Annotated in this window: 20 protein-coding genes; 6 read left to right on the forward strand and 14 right to left on the reverse strand. The window is 64.1% G+C overall.

The window, feature by feature from the left end; genetic code table 11:
* Positions 1–10: 10 nt before the first annotated feature.
* The 10 genes from AC5Y5W_RS11475 to AC5Y5W_RS11520 form a co-directional block, all read right to left on the reverse strand.
* Positions 11–1,144 carry a cytochrome P450 gene (locus AC5Y5W_RS11475; protein WP_500009574.1) on the reverse strand — a complete coding sequence of 378 codons (1,134 nt, stop codon included), beginning with the start codon at positions 1,142–1,144 and terminating at the stop codon, positions 11–13.
* A 32-nt stretch (positions 1,145–1,176) separates the two neighbouring features.
* A complete protein-coding gene (locus AC5Y5W_RS11480; protein ID WP_500009509.1) occupies positions 1,177–2,250 on the reverse strand; it encodes an NAD(P)H-dependent amine dehydrogenase family protein in 1,074 nt (357 codons plus the stop codon).
* The gene (locus AC5Y5W_RS11485) at positions 2,247–2,672 is read right to left on the reverse strand and encodes a hypothetical protein (RefSeq protein WP_500009510.1); all 426 of its coding nucleotides are present in this window, start codon (positions 2,670–2,672) and stop codon (positions 2,247–2,249) included. Before AC5Y5W_RS11485 ends, AC5Y5W_RS11480 begins: the two co-directional genes overlap by 4 nt.
* 21 nt (positions 2,673–2,693) lie before the next feature.
* On the reverse strand, positions 2,694–3,299 hold the full coding sequence (locus tag AC5Y5W_RS11490) for a hypothetical protein (protein WP_500009575.1): 606 nt from the start codon (positions 3,297–3,299) through the stop codon (positions 2,694–2,696).
* Positions 3,300–3,388: 89 nt separating this feature from the next.
* Positions 3,389–3,517, reverse strand: a complete 129-nt coding sequence (locus AC5Y5W_RS11495; RefSeq protein WP_269455137.1) for a hypothetical protein — start codon at positions 3,515–3,517, stop codon at positions 3,389–3,391.
* 16 nt (positions 3,518–3,533) lie between these two features.
* A complete protein-coding gene (locus tag AC5Y5W_RS11500) occupies positions 3,534–4,337 on the reverse strand; it encodes a CbbQ/NirQ/NorQ/GpvN family protein (protein WP_500009511.1) in 804 nt (267 codons plus the stop codon).
* A 23-nt stretch (positions 4,338–4,360) separates the two neighbouring features.
* Positions 4,361–5,893: a nitric oxide reductase activation protein NorD gene (locus AC5Y5W_RS11505; RefSeq protein WP_500009512.1), complete on the reverse strand. Its 1,533-nt coding sequence runs from the start codon at positions 5,891–5,893 to the stop codon at positions 4,361–4,363.
* Positions 5,894–6,055: 162 nt separating this feature from the next.
* Positions 6,056–6,658 (reverse strand): TetR/AcrR family transcriptional regulator, encoded by a 603-nt coding sequence (locus AC5Y5W_RS11510; protein WP_500009513.1) that lies wholly within the window; start codon positions 6,656–6,658, stop codon positions 6,056–6,058.
* A gap of 177 nt (positions 6,659–6,835) precedes the next feature.
* Positions 6,836–7,483, reverse strand: a complete 648-nt coding sequence (locus tag AC5Y5W_RS11515) for a hypothetical protein (protein ID WP_500009576.1) — start codon at positions 7,481–7,483, stop codon at positions 6,836–6,838.
* 187 nt (positions 7,484–7,670) lie between these two features.
* A complete protein-coding gene (locus AC5Y5W_RS11520) occupies positions 7,671–8,282 on the reverse strand; it encodes a TetR/AcrR family transcriptional regulator (protein ID WP_500009514.1) in 612 nt (203 codons plus the stop codon).
* Between the two features lie 161 nt (positions 8,283–8,443).
* Here AC5Y5W_RS11520 and AC5Y5W_RS11525 point away from each other — a divergent pair, with 161 nt between their 5' ends.
* A complete protein-coding gene (locus AC5Y5W_RS11525) occupies positions 8,444–9,232 on the forward strand; it encodes an SDR family NAD(P)-dependent oxidoreductase (protein WP_500009515.1) in 789 nt (262 codons plus the stop codon).
* On the opposite strand, the gene AC5Y5W_RS11530 is transcribed toward AC5Y5W_RS11525, so the two are convergent.
* Positions 9,226–10,131 carry a hypothetical protein gene (locus tag AC5Y5W_RS11530; RefSeq protein WP_500009516.1) on the reverse strand — a complete coding sequence of 302 codons (906 nt, stop codon included), beginning with the start codon at positions 10,129–10,131 and terminating at the stop codon, positions 9,226–9,228. The two genes, AC5Y5W_RS11525 and AC5Y5W_RS11530, sit on opposite strands and share 7 nt — an antisense overlap.
* A 137-nt stretch (positions 10,132–10,268) precedes the next feature.
* On the opposite strand from AC5Y5W_RS11530, the gene AC5Y5W_RS11535 reads away from it, so the two are divergent.
* Positions 10,269–11,732 (forward strand): protein adenylyltransferase SelO, encoded by a 1,464-nt coding sequence (locus tag AC5Y5W_RS11535; protein ID WP_500009517.1) that lies wholly within the window; start codon positions 10,269–10,271, stop codon positions 11,730–11,732.
* Positions 11,733–11,752: 20 nt separating this feature from the next.
* Here the strand turns inward: AC5Y5W_RS11535 and AC5Y5W_RS11540 are convergent, their stop codons facing one another.
* Positions 11,753–12,250 (reverse strand): hypothetical protein, encoded by a 498-nt coding sequence (locus tag AC5Y5W_RS11540; protein ID WP_500009518.1) that lies wholly within the window; start codon positions 12,248–12,250, stop codon positions 11,753–11,755.
* 254 nt (positions 12,251–12,504) lie between these two features.
* On the opposite strand from AC5Y5W_RS11540, the gene mbp1 reads away from it, so the two are divergent.
* From mbp1 to AC5Y5W_RS11555, 3 genes are all read left to right on the forward strand, one after another.
* The gene (gene mbp1 / locus AC5Y5W_RS11545; protein WP_500009520.1) at positions 12,505–12,750 is read left to right on the forward strand and encodes a microaggregate-binding protein 1; all 246 of its coding nucleotides are present in this window, start codon (positions 12,505–12,507) and stop codon (positions 12,748–12,750) included.
* A gap of 116 nt (positions 12,751–12,866) precedes the next feature.
* Positions 12,867–13,451: a hemerythrin domain-containing protein gene (locus AC5Y5W_RS11550; RefSeq protein WP_500009521.1), complete on the forward strand. Its 585-nt coding sequence runs from the start codon at positions 12,867–12,869 to the stop codon at positions 13,449–13,451.
* Positions 13,452–13,474: 23 nt separating this feature from the next.
* The gene (locus AC5Y5W_RS11555; protein WP_500009522.1) at positions 13,475–13,741 is read left to right on the forward strand and encodes a YdeI/OmpD-associated family protein; all 267 of its coding nucleotides are present in this window, start codon (positions 13,475–13,477) and stop codon (positions 13,739–13,741) included.
* Between the two features lie 13 nt (positions 13,742–13,754).
* Here AC5Y5W_RS11555 and AC5Y5W_RS11560 read toward each other — a convergent pair whose 3' ends face one another.
* Positions 13,755–14,951, reverse strand: a complete 1,197-nt coding sequence (locus AC5Y5W_RS11560; RefSeq protein ID WP_500009523.1) for a cytochrome P450 — start codon at positions 14,949–14,951, stop codon at positions 13,755–13,757.
* Between the two features lie 39 nt (positions 14,952–14,990).
* Positions 14,991–15,776, reverse strand: coding sequence for a spirocyclase AveC family protein (locus tag AC5Y5W_RS11565; RefSeq protein WP_500009524.1), 786 nt, complete (start codon positions 15,774–15,776; stop codon positions 14,991–14,993).
* A gap of 239 nt (positions 15,777–16,015) precedes the next feature.
* On the opposite strand from AC5Y5W_RS11565, the gene AC5Y5W_RS11570 reads away from it, so the two are divergent.
* Positions 16,016–16,681 (forward strand): TetR/AcrR family transcriptional regulator, encoded by a 666-nt coding sequence (locus tag AC5Y5W_RS11570; protein ID WP_500009525.1) that lies wholly within the window; start codon positions 16,016–16,018, stop codon positions 16,679–16,681.
* Positions 16,682–16,691 lie beyond the last annotated feature (10 nt).

Raw genomic sequence — 16,691 nt, forward strand, 5'->3', positions numbered from 1 at the left:
ACACTATACATCATAATGTAGTGTTAGTTCGCGAGAGGATTCGCAGCGGTAGCCTCGGCAACGTGCAGGTGGCGGATGGCCATCTGATCTCGGGACGGTATCCCGGTGCGAGCTCGAATTCGGGGATGCGCCTGAGCCATTCGGTGACCACGAGGTTGAGTTCCATCCGTGCCAGATGTGATCCGAGACAGCGGTGCGGACCGCCACCGAATCCCCAATGTTTGTGCACCCTGCCGTCGAGCACCAAGTCGTCACCGGAGACCGTGTCGCTGCCATCGCGGTTGATCGCGCCCAGACACAGCCGCACCTCTGCCCCCGCCGGCAGCCTGACGCCGGCGACGGTCACCGGCTGGGTCGTGACTCGCCCCACCACCGGTGCGGGCGGCTCGAGTCGGATCATCTCCTCGACGAACATCGGTACCTGGTCCGGCTTTTCACGCAGCTCTCCGCGTAAGCCGGGGCACCGCGCCAATTCCAGCATCGCCGCGCCGATGGCCGAGGTCACAGTATCCAGGCCGGCGAGCATGAACACGAACGAAAGTCCGATCGCCTCGGCGTCGGTGAGCGGCGCGTCGCCCCGCAAAATCTGCGACAAAATGCCGCTGCCGGGGCGTTGGCGTTGGGCCTCGACTGCTTCGGTGAGGTAGGTGTACAAGTTGACCGCCGGAGCCAAATCGACACTCCCCGGGTCGGTTTCCAGACCGAGACCGATGATGGCGTCTTTCCATTCGATGAGCTGTTCACGATCCTCGAGCGGCAGTCCGAACAAGGTGAGGAAGACCTGCGACGGGTAGGGTGTGGCCAGATCAGTCATCACCTCGCACTCGCGACGATCCGCGATCTGCTCGATGATGCCGGCCGCCTGCGCCTGTAGCGCGGGCAGCCTCGCACCAAGCGTCTGCGGACTGAAGAATGGATGCAGAATCTGGCGGAAGCGGGTGTGTTCCGGCGGGTCGAAGGCCAGCGGAACCAACGGCACCGGGCTGATCATCGCGTCGAAGGATCGCTTCGACGAGAACACGACCGGATCACGCAGGGCCGCAAGCACATCCTCGCGACGGGTGAGGATGTACCAGCCGTCGCCGTAGAGAACGGGCCCGCTGTCGCGCAGCTTGGCCCATCCCGTCCCGCGGTCGAACGACATCGGCAGGTCTGCATAGGACACCTGCGGAACAGTCAACGTCTTGACCCTCGTGACAGGACGCCGCGGCCCACGATCGTGGGCAGATCGAGGAACGTGCGTATCCCGGGGTCCGCGGCGCAGACTGGCGCGATTGCGTGCACCGCGTGCATGGCAGTGCCCAGGCAGCCCTGGTCGGTGTCGTCCTCGTCGTGGATGGCGATGCGCGAATCCAACACCATCGACGGAAGCCCCTCGACGGTGACTTTCCAGCCCCGCCCATTCGGCCAATGGGGCGCCTGGTCGGCGCCCAGCCGGGTGATGTGCTCGACGGTCAGCGCCGCACGACCCTCGATGATCGCGCTGTAGGCGAACCGCTGCGCAGAGACGGTGCCGGCTTCGATACGGCCGGCGGTGATGTCGATCGGTGTGTCGGTGACGGCGACCTCCCGCTCCCAGACGTAATCGTCGATGGTCGCGCCGAGCCCGTCGGCCAACAGCATCAGCGGAGCCTTGAACGACAAGCCCCCGATCGCCGGCTCGTCCATGGGAACCCGCTCGTTGGGATCTTTGCCGAACCCCATCACGTCGAACAACACGAACGGAACGTTGTAGGTGGTGTAGTCCATCAGCTCCTGCACCCGCAGCGAGTCGACCCGACGGAACAAACCCGACATCGTCAGCGGCAGGACTTCGGCGGCCCACCCCGGTTCGATACCGGTGCCGTGGAAGGAGGCCTGTCCCTCCTCGCACGCGGCTTCGAGCCGTTCGACCACGTCGTCGCTGCTGCTTTCCGGATAGATCCATGCCGTCACCGCCGTCGACACCACGTTCTTGCCGGAGGCCAGCAGCCGACACACGTCGTCGAGCGCGGCCGACGGATTCCACTCACCCTGGGCCATGTAGAGCACACAGTCGGCATCGAGGGCAAAGATCTGCTCGGGGTCTTTGGTTGCGGTGACACCGATCTCACCGATACCGCAGACTTCGCCGACGTCGCGACCGGCCTTGGCGTCGGTATAGACCAGCGCCCCAATCAGTTCCAGACCGGGATGCTCGTGCACTGCCGCGACGGCATGGCTACCGACGTTCCCGGTGGCCCACTGAACGACTTTGAGTGGCTCGGTCATGGACTCGGCGGGCTGTACTGCTCGGCGGCCTGCCGCGCCAAGCGCTCCTGGTGGATACGGACCAGTTCGCGAAACCCGAGCCGGTGGTACTTCGGCGTTGGCTGAATGCCCCACTGATCCTGGGCGGTGTCCTTGCCTTCAGCACCTTCAGGCGGCCCGAAGGGCGGGTAGGGGAACTTGCACTCCAGCGTGTCGTCGGAGTATCGGACCTTCAGCAGTTCGCTGCAGATCTCGGTGAGGCTCAGCGTCGGGTAGCCGTAGTACACCGCCATGAAGGGCAACGTGAATGCGCCCTCGATGACCAGGGCGACCAGGCAGACCAGCACGGCCCGCTTGATCCAGGTGTGCATCCGTGCGTAATAGGGTGTGGTGCCCGGCGGCAGGTCATTGGCCGGGTCTTTTTCCTCGGTCGGTGTGGTCACAGTCGTGCTCCTTGAATCTGTTCAGTCGGAGAAGATTTCGCGGTTGACCGTGTGCAGATACGGGATCGCCAGGAAGGGGGTGATGTAGAAGATGTCGTAGAGCCACCACCCGATGACCGGGAACACCACCCCGGCGTAACGCACGTCGGCGAACATCGTCATGTTGAACACGTAGCCACACCAGATCACCACGCCCATCCAGCAGGTGATGATCATCCACTGGTGGCCCCAGCGCTTCATCTGCAAGAACCCGATCGCCGCGGCGACCCGCATGGAGAACACGGCGAGGATCAGCCCGGCGACCCAGGCCTTCTCCCCCGGCCCGGCCGATCCACCGACCCACAGCTCGTTGTAGTGCCAGAAGTATCCCGCATCGAACATGTTGCCCCAGCCGACCATCAGCACCCGGTTGATCAGGGTGTGGTTAGCGATCAGGTCCAGGGCCCACCCCAGACTGTTCAGGCATCCGTCGATCAACACCAAATAGCCGATCAGCGTGACGATCATGGGCCGAACCGACAGCCCGGCGCGCAGGGCCTGGCGCTGCAGCCATACTCCGCGCATGAAAATGGGAAAGCCGACAAGCCCTGGCACCCACATGCCCATCAACGCAGCGCCGACGATCATCCATTTGTCAGCCCGGCGCTGAGCCCGCCGCGACTCGTCGTGGTGGTCCTCGAGACTGATCGACGCTTTGGCGGTGGTCACTGGCGAGTTCACAACTGCCACCAGCCCCGGGCGAACGACATGTAGAGCTGAATGAGGAACATCGTCAGCAAGTAGCCGTAGATGACGACCTGCAGAATGATCAGCGCCCGCTTGCGTTTCCGCTCTTGTTGATCCATACCGGACGGTCCCTTCCTAGCTCGGTGTGCTCGAGGGGTCTGCGGCGGCCAGGCTGGCTGCCGCGACTTCACGTAATCCGTCGCTGATGGCCCCGTCGGTACTCAGCGGTGCGAGAATGCACACGTCGGCCGCTTGCAATTCGGTTGCGCCTGCGACGATTAGCTGTGCGGCATTGACCAGTACCCTGGTGGAGGGCGGCTCGAAGTGGAAGGCATCGTCGGCGGAGCGGATCGCAACCGCGCAGCCCACCAGCCGCCGAGCGGTGGCCAATGCGACACCGGTTTCGGCGACGATCACCTCGGCCTCGCGCTTGGGAGGCAGGTACTGCATGGGCAGAGTGGCAAACCGTTGCCGGAAGGAGGGTTTGAGCTCCTTGAGCGAGCTGCGGTAGGCGGGATTGTACGAACACACGAGCATGAATTCTTCGGGTGCTGTCACCACCTCCCCGGCCCGGTCCAGATACAGGGAGCGGCGGTGATCGGTCAGCGAATGCACGATGGCGAGCGAGTCATGGCGCGCCTCGACGACCTCATCCAAATAGCAGATCGCCCCAGCCTTGACCGCTCTGGTCAATGGCCCGTCGGTCCACACGACGTCGCCGCCGGTCACCATGAATCGGCCGACGAGGTCGGAACTGGTGAGGTCGTCGTGGCAGCTGATGGTGACGACCGGTCGCCGCAGCAGCACACCCATGTGCTCGACGAACCTCGTCTTGCCGCACCCGGTGGGCCCGGTGAGCATCACCGGGATACGGCGATGGAATGCCTGCTCGAACAACTGGACTTCATTGCCGCTGGCGAGATAGGTGTCGGGGGTCATGGGTTCCTTCACGTGGTGAGCGGTTATGCGGCGACGAGTTCGCGGTGGACGTGGGCTAATACGCGGGGCAACTCCTCGACTCGCTTGATGCGTTGCGACCGGCGTGGTCCGAACACCTCCGGGAGGGGATCGACCCGGGTAGGTCCGACGCCGACGTAGTACACGGAGACGCCGGCGTCGTTGGCTTCCTCGACCGCGTGCGCGGCATCGGCCCAGGCGTAGCGGCCTTCGTAACCTTCATCGGAGATCAAGCCGTCGCCGATCACGATCAGCAGGCGCCGCTCAGAGGGCTGTGCCAAAAGCCGGCTCGTCAAGTGGCGCAACGGGGCGCCCAGCCTGGTGTAGCCGCTGGTGGTCAGGCCCAGCCGGCTGGGCGGCACGAACCGCCGATCGGCGAAATCCTTCAGGCAGCGCACTTCGACCCGGTGGCGGGTGTTACCGGTGAACACGAAGACGCCGTGGCGCTCGCGGGCGACCGTCATCGCCCGTGAAAGCGCGTCGGCACAAGCCAATTCGAGTCGAAAGACCTGTCCGCCGTGCACACCCAATGACGAGCTGCCGTCGAGCAGCAGTGCGGTGGTGACATCGCGGCTAGAGGGCAGCAATTCGCGGAAGATGCGGGGTTCGGACACCTCGCCGGTGGACAAGTCGAGGTAATGGCGGACGTATTGGTCGACATCGATGTCGGATCCGTCTTCCAGGCGGCTGGTCATCGCGCGATGGGTGTGCTCCTGGAACCACCTGCGTAGCTCTGCCCCGATGGGTGCCTGATCGGCGGTGTGCCGGGTCTCGGCGCGTTCCAGCACCGCGACGTGGTCGCGCATAAAGCTTTTCGTCCACGCATTCCACTCCGGGTAGGGAATGCCCGGCCGGTGCTGTGGAGTGATGTCGAAATCGTTGTCCTGCGGCCGGCTCGGCGGCGGGAGATTGGGGTTGCGAACACCGCCGTCGCCGCCTACGGGCACGGAATACGGTCGCGGCAGCCGCTTTTGCGTCGTGGTCCACGGCATTCTGCCGAAGCTGCGCCGCAACTTGTCGGACAGTCGCTGCGGCGTGGTGTAGGCCCGTGGCAAGGTACCCAGCACTGGGTGCACCGCCAGGCTCTGCTCCTGACGCGCCATCGCGATGGCACGGTTGAGCATCTGCTGGGCGTCCATGTCACTGGCCGCCGCCTCCACATGGGGTAACAGTCGCCGGATTTCGGTCAACAGGCCCGGCCAGCGCGACGCGATCCATCCGAGGGCGACGCCGGCCTCGACGAGTGTGAGCGCCCGAAGCTCGCGTGCCGACAACTCGTTCAGCCGGTACTCGGTCAATCGATCTTTCGACGGTGCACACTGAAAGGCGATGCCGCAGGTCATGGTTCGGCGTGTCCAGTCGCCGGTGATCCACGGATACGGAACGTGCACGAAGGTCAGGGCTGCGTTCAAGCCGAAGCTGCGCTTCTCCCCAGTCACCAGTCGCACGCCTTCGCGACGGTTTTCACTCAACGCGACCGCGGTCACCGCGCAACTGCGCTCGATCGCCATCGCGGCGGCGTCAGGTAGCTCAGGCATTGAGTGTTTCCCGGCTCAGAAGGTGCCGATGTTGGAGAACATCCAGTACCAGAACCAGATGATCAGTCCGGTCCCTCCCCAAGCGGCGACGTAGCGAAGGATTTCCCAAAGCATCGCCATTTCCAGACCTCCTTGTTGATGGGCGGTGAGCAAGCGGATGTGTCATCGGATCTCCAGTCCGCGCACCGCAGAAGCGACCAGCTCGTCAAGCATCGTGTCGCGGGCCTGCGGATCGTGCGTTGTCGTCAGCACGCCGTAGACGCCGAGCAGGAAGAAGATCGCGCTGTAGAACGCGTCGACCTCCGGGTGTACCTCGCCGTCGCTACGCACCCGCTCGACGTGACGGACCAGCAAGACGATCACCGGGTGATCGGTCCATTCGTCGGTATGCGGCCGTGACGGCGAAAAGTGCAGGGCCAACAGCTCTTTGAAGAGTCTGTCACCTAGTTGCCGCTCAAGCCCCTTGACCAGGCGTATTACCTCGGTCAGCGGTGCGGTGAGGTCGACGGTGGTGTCCAGGAACTGGGCCAGCTGGGTGGCAATTCGGCTCTCCTCCCGGCGCTCCAGCTCGAGCAGGACGTGCTCTTTCGACGGGAAGTGAAAGTAGAAGGTGCCGTGCGCGACGCCCGCAGCAGCCACGATTGCGCTGACGTCCGCGTCGGCCATGCCCGAGCGCTTGAACTCAGTGATTGCCGCATCCAGGATGCGCTGCCGGGTCTGCAGTCGGCGCACTTCGCGTGCGCACGTCTTGACCCGGGGAGCCATGTCTTGTCTTTGTAGTCCCTAGACTGACTGAAGTCAATGATATGAGTCAACGAATCAGTCCATCCGCGACGGCGCGCTAACGGGTTTCAGTGTGTATCCGGGGCGAAAATTCGGCGAAAATCCCGCCCACGATTCACGCTCGAAGCCAACGATTCACCCTCGACTGGGGCGTCGACGTCAGTCCGAAAAGATCTCGCGGTTGACCGTGTGCAGATACGGAATTGCCAGGAACGGCGTGATGTAGAAGATGTCGTAGAGCCACCAGCCGATGACCGGCAGCACCACCCCGGCGAAGCGCACGTCGGCGAACATCGTCATGTTGAACACGTAACCGCACCAGATCACCACGCCCATCCAGCAGGTGATGATCATCCACTGGTGGCCCCAGCGCTTCATCTGCAAGAACCCGATGCCGGCGGCGATCCGCATCGTGAAGACGGTGAGAATCAGTCCGACCTCCCAAGCCTTTTCGCCCGGACCCGCGGCGCCGCCGAGCCACAGTTCGTTGTAGTGCCAGAAGTAGCCCGCGTCGAACATGTTGCCCCACCCGTTCAGCAGCACACGGGCCAACAAGGTGTGATTGGCGACCAGGTCGAGGGCCCACCCCACGGTGTTGATCGCCGCGTCGATGATGACGAGATAGCCGAGCAGGGTGACCAGCAGCGGCCGGACCGACAGCCCGTCACGCTGTGCGCGGCGCAGCAACCACACTCCGCGCAAAAACAGTGGCAGCCCGAAGATGCCCAGCGCCGCAGTGCCGATCAGCAGGCTGCCGGAAATCAGCCACTTATCGGCTCGGCGCTGCGCGAGTTGCGATTGGGCCATGTGTTCGTCGAAGGACAGTCCGTGCGCAGAAGGCGCCGTCGAAACCGAGGCCGTCGGCTGTTTGCCGGTATCGCGCTGGATCAGCTTGGACAGGTTCACCAACCCTCCTCGTCGGAGCCGCCCGGACTGGCGGGTCCAACATAACAAAACTGACTTCAGTCACCAAGAGCGAAGACGGCCGCCGCGATCAGCCCGCCTGCGACGGCGCCATGCTGCGTAACGTCCTCGCGACGTAGTCATCGAGTAGCTCGCGCCGGGTTGGCCAGTCGTGCGTGGTGATCAAAAGCGCGTAAAGACCCAACAAGAAGAACACCGCGCTGTTCATCGGGTCGACGTCCGGGTCGGTCTCGCCGCGCTGGCGAGCATCCTCAATTTCCTGCGCCACCAAAACGATCACCGGATGATCCCGGCCGTCCTCGGTGGGTGGACGGGTCTGCGAGAAGTGCAGTGCCAGAAAATCTTTGAAGAGCATGTCTCCGAGTCGGCGTTCCAACCCCATCACCAGACGCACGGCCTCATTCAAGACGGCAACCAGATCGCGCTGCCCTTTGAGGAATTGCGCCAACTGTTTGACGATGCGATCCTCTTCACGCCGCTCCAACTCCAGCAGCACATGCTCCTTGGTGGGGAAGTGGAAAAAGAACGTCCCGTGGGCCACCCCCGCAGCTGTCACAATGGTGCTGACATCGGCCTCGGCCATCCCGGAGCGCTTGAACTCCGCAACGGCCGCGCCCATCAGTCGCTCCCTCGTCTGCAAGCGTTTCGCGTCACGTGCAGACAACCCGTCCGTCACTGCCATCTTTGGTCCTCTATGCGATCCTAATGGAGAGGCTATCTTCTCGAGCACCCCAATTGGGCTCGCCGGCCGACCGTGTGATCAGGCCGGTCAGGTCAAGGCGGTCTCCGGGCTTGTCCTATATCTCATTGACTAAAGTCAGTCAGTTCGACTTAGATCAAGCGATGGCAATGGAGCAGTTCCAGCTGGACGGACAGGTCGCGATCGTCACAGGGGCCGGTCGCGGCGTGGGGGCGGGCATCGCCAGGGTGTTGGCCGAGGCGGGTGCCGCGGTCGTCGGCACTGCGCGCACCGAGTCGCAAATCAACCGGACGATCAGCGACATCGAGCACGCCGGCGGCAACGGGCTGGCACTCGTGGCAGACGCGATGAACCGCTCGGATAGCCAGCGCGTCGTGAAAACCACCATGGAGCGCTTCGGCCGCATCGACATCCTGGTCAACAACGTCGGCGGGTCCACCTACGCGCGGTTTCTGGACATCACCGATGAAGACTTCAGGCACACCTTCGATTGGTGCGTGACATCGGCATTCATGATGAGTCAGCTGGTGGCGCCGCACATGCTGAGCGCCGGGCACGGCTCCATTGTCAACATTTCTTCGGGCTCTGCCCGGTTCGGCATTCGCGCGCTGACCGCCTACTGCGTCGCCAAGGGCGGACTGGAGGCACTCACTCGGGCGATGGCGCAAGAACTTTCGCCCAAGGTCCGGGTCAATGCCATCGCCCTTGGCTCGTTCGCTACCGACGGACTGCAAGGAAGCCTGGATCTGATGCCCGGATCGCTGGAGAAGATGCAAGATCGCACCCCGCTGCATCGCCTCGGCGACGTCGAAGACCTGGGGCGACTCACGGTGTATCTGTGCACGCGCGACTGCTATGCCACCAACGCCACGTTTCACGTCGACGGCGGCATCGATTCGAACAACTCTCCGCTGCCGATTCCCGACTACTGAGAGCTGTTCTGCTCCAGGCCGGTTCGCAGCAGATCCCAGGCGAGCCCGCGAGCTTCGGTGGCTCGGGTGTGCAGCAGGCCCTGTACCGAGGTGATGGAATCCGGTTGCGGTGCATGGCCTTCGATGACCGCGTTGTGCAGGTCTTCGGCTACCTCGACCGCCATCAGCGCCGCGTCGCCGACACGCTTCAACGCGTGATGCAAACTGTCGTCTTCGATCAGCAGCCGAGCACTGCGCAGCTCCACCGAGAAATCGTTGACGACTTGGCCGATCTGATCGAAGATCGGGCTCATCAAGCGCTGCCGCTCGTCGCGGTCCTCGATGTCCAGGACATCCGAGCCCTGTTTCCACAGGGTTGCCAGCTTTTGGGTGTGTGTGCCCACCGCGCGGGATACCTCGATCATGGCTTGCTTCTGGAGTTGATTGCGGAGCTGGACTCGCTCGACGCGAGCCAGCTCCCGCTGAGCTTCCAAGTCGGCGCGGTGCAATTCCCGCTGTGCGTCGATCTCGGTCCGGTGCAGAGTGCGCGTCAGGTCCAGTTCACGCGCCCATCGTTCCTCGGCGGTGGCGAGTTCCATTCGCACTCGTTCGACGGCTTCGTCCGCGTTCTGCCTGGCCTGACGCTGAACGCTGCTGGTCTGCCACAACGACACCAGGGCGACGCCGCAAACCGCGGCGCCGAAAAACCACTCCGCCCTGGTTCCCAGCTCGCCGGGACTGAGAAAAATGAACCAGCCGATAGCCAAACTGCCAGCGAAACCGCAGGTCAACCAGCCGATTTCGCGCCATCCCCGGGGCGTGAACCCCCGCGGGGCGGGCCGAATGGGCATCATCGCTTGCGTTGGCTCGGCGGAGTTGCTGACATCGCTGACATCGTCGCGCTCCAGCAGTCCGGTCATCGTCACCTCCCGATTGCTTCAGCCTCCCCGACGCAGATTTCAGCCTAAAGGTCTGAGCGCTCGGGCGGGGAGCGGGCCGAGGCCGCCCGCGCTGTCGCGAGCGGTTACCCGGGCGACTGCTCCGTACCCTCGGTGGGGTGAGCGTTGCACCCGAAACCAGCATCGTCCTGGCGGACTGCTTCTCCCGCGACCTACCGGAGATGGCAGTCCGCTGGACGGCCCAGGAGGTTCAGCAGCCGCGACTGCTCGTGCTCAACGAGCCCTTGGTCGCTGAACTGGGGTTCGACCATTCCTGGCTGCGCGCCCCAGACGGGCTGAAGTTTCTGGTCGGCAACCTCGTGCCCGCCGGCGCCGAGCCCGTCGCGCAGGCCTACGCCGGACACCAATTCGGCGGATTTGTCCCGCGTCTGGGCGATGGTCGCGCGCTGCTGCTCGGCGAGCGCGTCGACACCAACGGCAGCCGCCGCGACCTGCACCTCAAGGGGTCCGGAGCCACGCCATTCGCCCGCGGCGGTGACGGCCTGGCCGCAGTCGGCCCGATGCTGCGCGAATACGTCGTCAGCGAGGCAATGCACGCTCTGGGTATCCCCACCACCCGATCCCTGGCTGTCGTGGCGACGGGGCACTCAGTACCACGGGAAACACTGCTGCCCGGAGCCGTGCTCTGCCGCGTGGCAAGCAGCCACCTGCGGGTGGGAAGTTTCCAGTACGCGGCGATCACCGGAGACGTCGACTTAGTGCGCCGCCTCGCCGATCACGCGATCACCCGGCATTACCCGGACGCCGCGCAGGCCAAGCAGCCCTACCTCGCATTGCTGGATGCGGTGATCGCCGCTCAGGCGTCGCTGGTCGCGCGCTGGATGCTGGTCGGGTTCGTCCACGGCGTGATGAATACCGACAACATGACGATTTCAGGGGAAACCATCGACTACGGGCCATGCGCGTTCATGGAGGCCTACGACCCGGCCACGGTGTTCAGCTCGATCGACTTCTGGGGCCGCTACGCCTACGGCAATCAGCCCGCTATGGCCGAGTGGAACCTCGGCGCGTTCGCCGAAGCCCTGCTTCCGCTATTCGCCGACGACCGGGAGCAAGCCGTCGCGCTCGCGCAGGATTCCCTCGGATGTTTCCGGCAGCGCTATGACGCTGCCTGGTCGGCGGGCATGCGGGCCAAGCTGGGGCTGTCCGACGACATAGCCGAGGACGTCGCGGCGCCACTGGTCAATGAGCTGCTAGGGCTGCTGCAGTCCAGCCACGTCGACTACACCTCATTTTTTCACCGGCTGGGCCGAGCGGCTCGCAGCGACACAGAGCCCACACGCGGACTCTTCCTCGATCTCGCCGGGTTCGACGCGTGGCTGGCGCGCTGGCTGCCGCTGAGTCCGGATGCAGCCATGATGGACCGAGTCAACCCGGTCTACATTCCCCGCAACCATCTCGTCGAGGAGGCCCTCGCCGCGGCAACCGACGGCGATGTGCAGCCGGTCGAGCAGCTCCTCACCGCAGTGACCGCCCCCTATGACGAGCGGCCCGGCCTCGAGCGCTACGCCGAGCCGGCACCGGAGGACTTCGGCGCCTACCAGACCTTCTGCGGCACCTGAGGTTTGGCCGGCCCGGCCGGCTAGCCGCCGACCTCGGCGGGCAATGGTGGCGGCAACGGCGTGGGTGGCGTTGCGGTCGCGGGTGCTGACGTCGCCGGTGCCTGGGGCGTTTGCGCGCCGTGGAAGTCCACCATCGGTTCGTCGCGGATCACGTGGTCGCCAGCGCTGACGACCAAAGAGCTTGCGGTGACCGTGTAGTCGATACCGTCGTTTTCTGCGACGAATTTTCCGTCGCCGGACTGCTCGGCCGGACGGATCAGGGTGGCGCCGTCGCGCACCCGCACGCCGCGGTACTCGTATTGGCCGCCCGGTGTTTTGCAGATCGCCACCCGCGAGGTGTCAGTGCTGCCGAACGCCACCGTCGAGTTCGGCTCGGCGCACCTCGCGGTGGAGTCGAGGTAGCCGTGGGCGTCGGTGGCGGGAGCCGCACTGGCCGACGGCACCGGGGTCGTCAGCAACGCGGCCCACGCCACCGCGGCGATGACTGAGCGGAGCTTGGAAAACCCGGTGGACGACATCGACGTCCACCAGACCACGATCGGCCGTGTTGTGCGAGGTGCCACGCCGAGCCAGCGCGATCTCTGCGGAAAAGGCGTATTCGCCAATGCTTGTGATGTCTGTCACCGAGGTGCCGAATTCCGGCAGTTCAACTCGGTTGGCGTGCCGCTGCTGACCAGCCTGTCTTGTTTGCCGAGGTTTGCGTTGCTCGCCCTGCGGGAACTGAATCGCCTGAGACGGTCGAATGCCGTCGAGCTACGAAATTGGAGGAAATGTGGCGGACAAGAGCGGACCTGGGGAAGCCATCAGGGGCGTCGTCGAGGGCGCCAAAGGATTGGCCAAAGAAGCCGCCGGCGCGGTGACCGGCAATGACGAACTGGTCGAGGAGGCGAAGGCTCAGCAGGACAAAGCCGAAGCCCAACGCAACGCGGCGCGCAAGGAAGCCGAAGCCGAAGCGGCCCGCGGTAGCGCGAAGGCCGCCGAAGAGCGACAGAAGTCCAACCAGGACACCAACGACTAACACCTCCTAGGCAGAAGGGCCCAGTTGGATCACCGCTGGGCCCATTCTCGTCTGTCGTGCCGGATTCAACGAGTGAGTGGCAGCGGGCTGACTGCTAGGGAATGCTGGGAGTCGCAATGGCTGACATCACGATGTTGATTCTCGCTGACCATGACTGGTTCCGTGAACGGTTCGCCGAGCTGGATTATCTGCAAGCGCAGACACCCCTCGACGGGGCGGCACTCGAACGGGTATGGCGTCCGCTGGCGGACAAGCTCGATCTCCACGCCTATATCGAAGAGAAGATCTTTTACCCCCAACTGTTGACGCGCGGTGCCGATGATCCCGAAGGGGAGACGCTCGATGCCATCGGTGATCACAACGACATTCGCGACGGAGTGCGGGCTGCCAACGCGTGCCGCATCGGCTCTGTGGAGTGGTGGGCAGCGGTCGGCCGCACCCGAGTAGCCAACGATGACCACATGGCCGAAGAAGAGCGCGAAGGGCTCTCGGACTTTCGCCGTCACTCCCCGATCGGTCTTCGTGAGGCACTCGGCCGGCAATACAGCGAGTTCATGTCTGCGCATGCAACCACCAAGGGCGTGCCGATCGTTGATCGCGACCCCGAAAGCTACGTCGAGGGAGTCGAGCGCGCCACGCAGTCCAAATCCTCGAAGCGCATCGACTTTTCGCTCCAGATCGGCAGCCTGAAAGGCAAATAGGTGTTGCGGGTTACGCTGTCCCGGTGAGCAGCAAGCAAGTGGCCGGCGGGGTGGTGCACAAGCTACCGGCGGACCTGCGCGAGGCGCTGATCGTCAACTCCACGGCACTTGAGGCCTGGAACGACATCACGCCGTTGGCGCGCAACGAGTTCATCTGTTGGGTCGAGGACGCCAAACAGGAGAAGACGCGCGAGCGCCGGATCCGCCGGACCCAGGAGGAACTGGAAGAGGGCAAGCGCCGGCCCTGCTGCTGGCCGGGCTGCAAACACCGCGAACGCAACGGCAGGTAAACCTGCCCGTGCGTTACCCGGTCTTGACGGGCAGGCGCGCCCAACCTCGCACACTGGACGTATGCGCCATAGCCGCGTTGTGGTAGTCGACTTCCCAGTCGGTCCATCGGTTGAGGACCTCTTCGAAGGCGACCCGGGCTTCGAGCCGGGCCAACGCCGAGCCGAGGCAAAAATGCAGTCCCCGCCCAAAACTCAGATGCCCACCCTCTCGGTGGATGTCATAGCGATCGGGATCGCTGAATCGTGTTTCGTCGCGATTAGCTGACCCGTTGAGCAACAACATGTAGGAGCCCTCGGACACGACGTGGCCGTAGAGTTCGGTGTCGCGCGCGACGTAACGCGCCTGCACCGGTGACGGCGCCTGGTAGCGCAATGTCTCTTCCACCGCGGAGGCAATCAGCGACGGTTCGGCAACGAGCTCGCGTCGTTGATCGGGATGTTCGCCGAGCAGCTGCCCCATGAACCCGATCAGCCGAGCGGTGGTTTCGTTGCCCGCGCCGGCGATCATCGCGGTGTACGCCAGGACTTCGGTGCGGTCGAGCGGGCGCAGCGATCCGTCCTCGCCTTCAATCTGTGCGTTGAGTAGATCTGTCATCAAATCATCGGAGGGATGCGTCGCCCGCCAGTCGATGTATTCGGCGAACATCGTGATCGCATCTTCAAAGATGGTCGGACTGATGTCCCCCTGCTGGCGGTCGACAGCTATGCGCTCGTTGTTGCGATCGCGAATCAGCTGTTGCCCGTCCTCAGGAATGCCCAACAGGTAGCCGATCGTGTGCATCGGCATGATCGCACCGAGATCGGCGACGAAGTCAAACCCGTCCCGATCACGAAGCGGATCCAATGCACGCGAACAGAAGTCACGCACCAGCCCTTCGACGGCGAGCATTCGGCGTGGGGTGAAGACTCCCGACAACAAGCGCCGGTGCAAGTCGTGCAGCGGTGGATCCTCGAACAGCAAAATCCCCGGGGGCACCTCGATGCCGCTGAACAGGATGTCGGCGGTCGTGCCGCGGCCGGACCGATAGGTCTGCCAATCGGGCAGCGCCCGGACGACGTCGTCATAGCGACTCAACGCATAGAAGTTGTACTTGTCGTTGAAGTAGAGCGGCGCCTCGGCACGCATCCGCTGCCAAATCGGGTAGGGATCGTCGTCGATGTCGAAGTCGAACGGGTCGTAGTACAGCTCGGCGGTCGGGTTGGTGATCACTGATCCCTTCTCCTTGCTCTGAACCACACCTGGGCGTGCCTACCGCGGTTGGTTTTCAACCCCTGGGAACAGCGGCGCTGTCGGTCCTGCGGTCACCCATCCGCCTAGCTTCGTGGCGAGGTGGGGCGCGAAAACCGCTCCGTAGAGCAGGTTTCCGACGATGACGACAGCAACGATGGACAGCACCGACGATTGCAGGCGACCCTTGGCGCGCTTGTCGGCCCACATCTCGATGACATTTCGTCCCTCGGAATCCGTGCGTCCGAGCAGGTAGGTGAAGACCATCATCTGCACACCCATGGCGAGAGAGTCGTAAATCGGATACTGGTGTTTGGTCCCCTCCGACACTGCAAGCCCCGGGATCACGTAGCCATAGTGGAAGATGCCCAGCCGCGCCCCCAGGATGGCGTTGAACAGGAACGCCCAGCAGAAGCCGACGACGAGACCGACGCTGAGCAACGTGAACGGCCTGCGCCAGTGAAACTTTGCGCTCAGCCGCCGCCCCACTGCGGCACCGATGACGGCCGGCAGCACGAAGTAGGAGATGTAGCCGATAGGAACCGACGAAGGCAACCCGCCCCACGTCATGTTCAATGGCCACCACGAGGGCATGCGCGGCAGCGCGGGCGGGAACTGTGCGTACATCGCCCAGTCATAGGGCGCTTCGATCCACGAGAACGAGATTGCCGAGATGCTGAGCAACAGGAGCGGGTGCACGCGGCGGCGACGCAAGCTCAGGTACACACCGATCGCGAGAAAGCTAACGCCCCCGATGTAGGCGAAGGCGAGGCCCGCCTTCAGCAGCGGGGTCAGCTCGGCGCTCACCCGTCACCCTGTTGGCTCGCGGCCCCGCGTGCTTCCGGATCGAAGTAACTGACCAGGCCGAACACCAGGGCGATCAGTCCGAACAGTGTGCCGAGCATGATGACTGCACCCACGCCCACGCCCCTTCCGATACCGACTCCGGCGCTTTACAGATAGTGGACACTATCTTAAAAATCCGGCGGTGGCGACTATCTTCAAAGCGGTCAACCGCCGAGACGCGGTCCGAGGAGTGAACACCCGTGACCCAGCGCCCTGCCGCTAACAAGCCGACCGCGGCCGAATCGCCGGCCCGCGCTGCGCGCCGGCCCCGCGGCGCACCGCGGACGCTGCTGCTCGATGCTGCTCGTGATCTTTTCGCCCGCCGGGACTACCGCAGCACGACGACGCGCGAAATCGCCGAAGCCGCCGGTGTCACCGAGCATCTGCTCTTCCGTCACTTCGGTTCGAAAGCGGGTCTGTTCCGACAGGCCCTGGTGCTACCTTTCACCGACTTCGTCGATGAATTCGGCAGGACGTGGCAATCGGTGGTGCCCGAGGAAACCGATGAGGAGGAACTGGCGCGACATTTCGTCGGGCACCTTTACGACGTGCTGGTGGAACACCGCGGGCTGCTGCTGACGCTGCTTGCCTCCGAGACGCTCGGCGACGAGGAAATCGCCGACGCCGGCATTGCCGACATCGGACGGGCACTGAGGGTGCTCGGACAGATCAGCGCGGAGGGCATGCACCTTCGTGGGATGCGCTCCAGCCAGCCGGACCTGCCGGCCCACTCGACGGTGGCGATGATCGCCGGCATGGCGGCACTACGTTCGACCTACTTCGGCACCAAGCAGCCGTCTCGCGAAGCCATCGTCGACGAACTCGTCCAAGCGACTCTGCACGGCTTCTTGCACCGACACGACTGAGAGTAAGGAC

This window comes from Mycobacterium sp. NGS51, assembly GCF_059812525.1.

Coding starts and splice junctions, on each gene's coding strand:
- AC5Y5W_RS11475 (WP_500009574.1), bottom strand. CDS start 1,144: ATGTCGTTCGACCGCGGGACGGGATGGGCCAAGCTGCGCGACAGCGGG.
- AC5Y5W_RS11480 (WP_500009509.1), bottom strand. CDS start 2,250: ATGACCGAGCCACTCAAAGTCGTTCAGTGGGCCACCGGGAACGTCGGT.
- AC5Y5W_RS11490 (WP_500009575.1), bottom strand. CDS start 3,299: ATGATCGTCGGCGCTGCGTTGATGGGCATGTGGGTGCCAGGGCTTGTC.
- AC5Y5W_RS11495 (WP_269455137.1), bottom strand. CDS start 3,517: ATGGATCAACAAGAGCGGAAACGCAAGCGGGCGCTGATCATTCTGCAG.
- AC5Y5W_RS11500 (WP_500009511.1), bottom strand. CDS start 4,337: ATGACCCCCGACACCTATCTCGCCAGCGGCAATGAAGTCCAGTTGTTC.
- AC5Y5W_RS11505 (WP_500009512.1), bottom strand. CDS start 5,893: ATGCCTGAGCTACCTGACGCCGCCGCGATGGCGATCGAGCGCAGTTGC.
- AC5Y5W_RS11510 (WP_500009513.1), bottom strand. CDS start 6,658: ATGGCTCCCCGGGTCAAGACGTGCGCACGCGAAGTGCGCCGACTGCAG.
- AC5Y5W_RS11515 (WP_500009576.1), bottom strand. CDS start 7,483: ATGGCCCAATCGCAACTCGCGCAGCGCCGAGCCGATAAGTGGCTGATT.
- AC5Y5W_RS11520 (WP_500009514.1), bottom strand. CDS start 8,282: ATGGCAGTGACGGACGGGTTGTCTGCACGTGACGCGAAACGCTTGCAG.
- AC5Y5W_RS11525 (WP_500009515.1), top strand. CDS start 8,444: ATGGCAATGGAGCAGTTCCAGCTGGACGGACAGGTCGCGATCGTCACA.
- AC5Y5W_RS11530 (WP_500009516.1), bottom strand. CDS start 10,131: ATGACCGGACTGCTGGAGCGCGACGATGTCAGCGATGTCAGCAACTCC.
- AC5Y5W_RS11540 (WP_500009518.1), bottom strand. CDS start 12,250: ATGTCGTCCACCGGGTTTTCCAAGCTCCGCTCAGTCATCGCCGCGGTG.
- AC5Y5W_RS11550 (WP_500009521.1), top strand. CDS start 12,867: ATGGCTGACATCACGATGTTGATTCTCGCTGACCATGACTGGTTCCGT.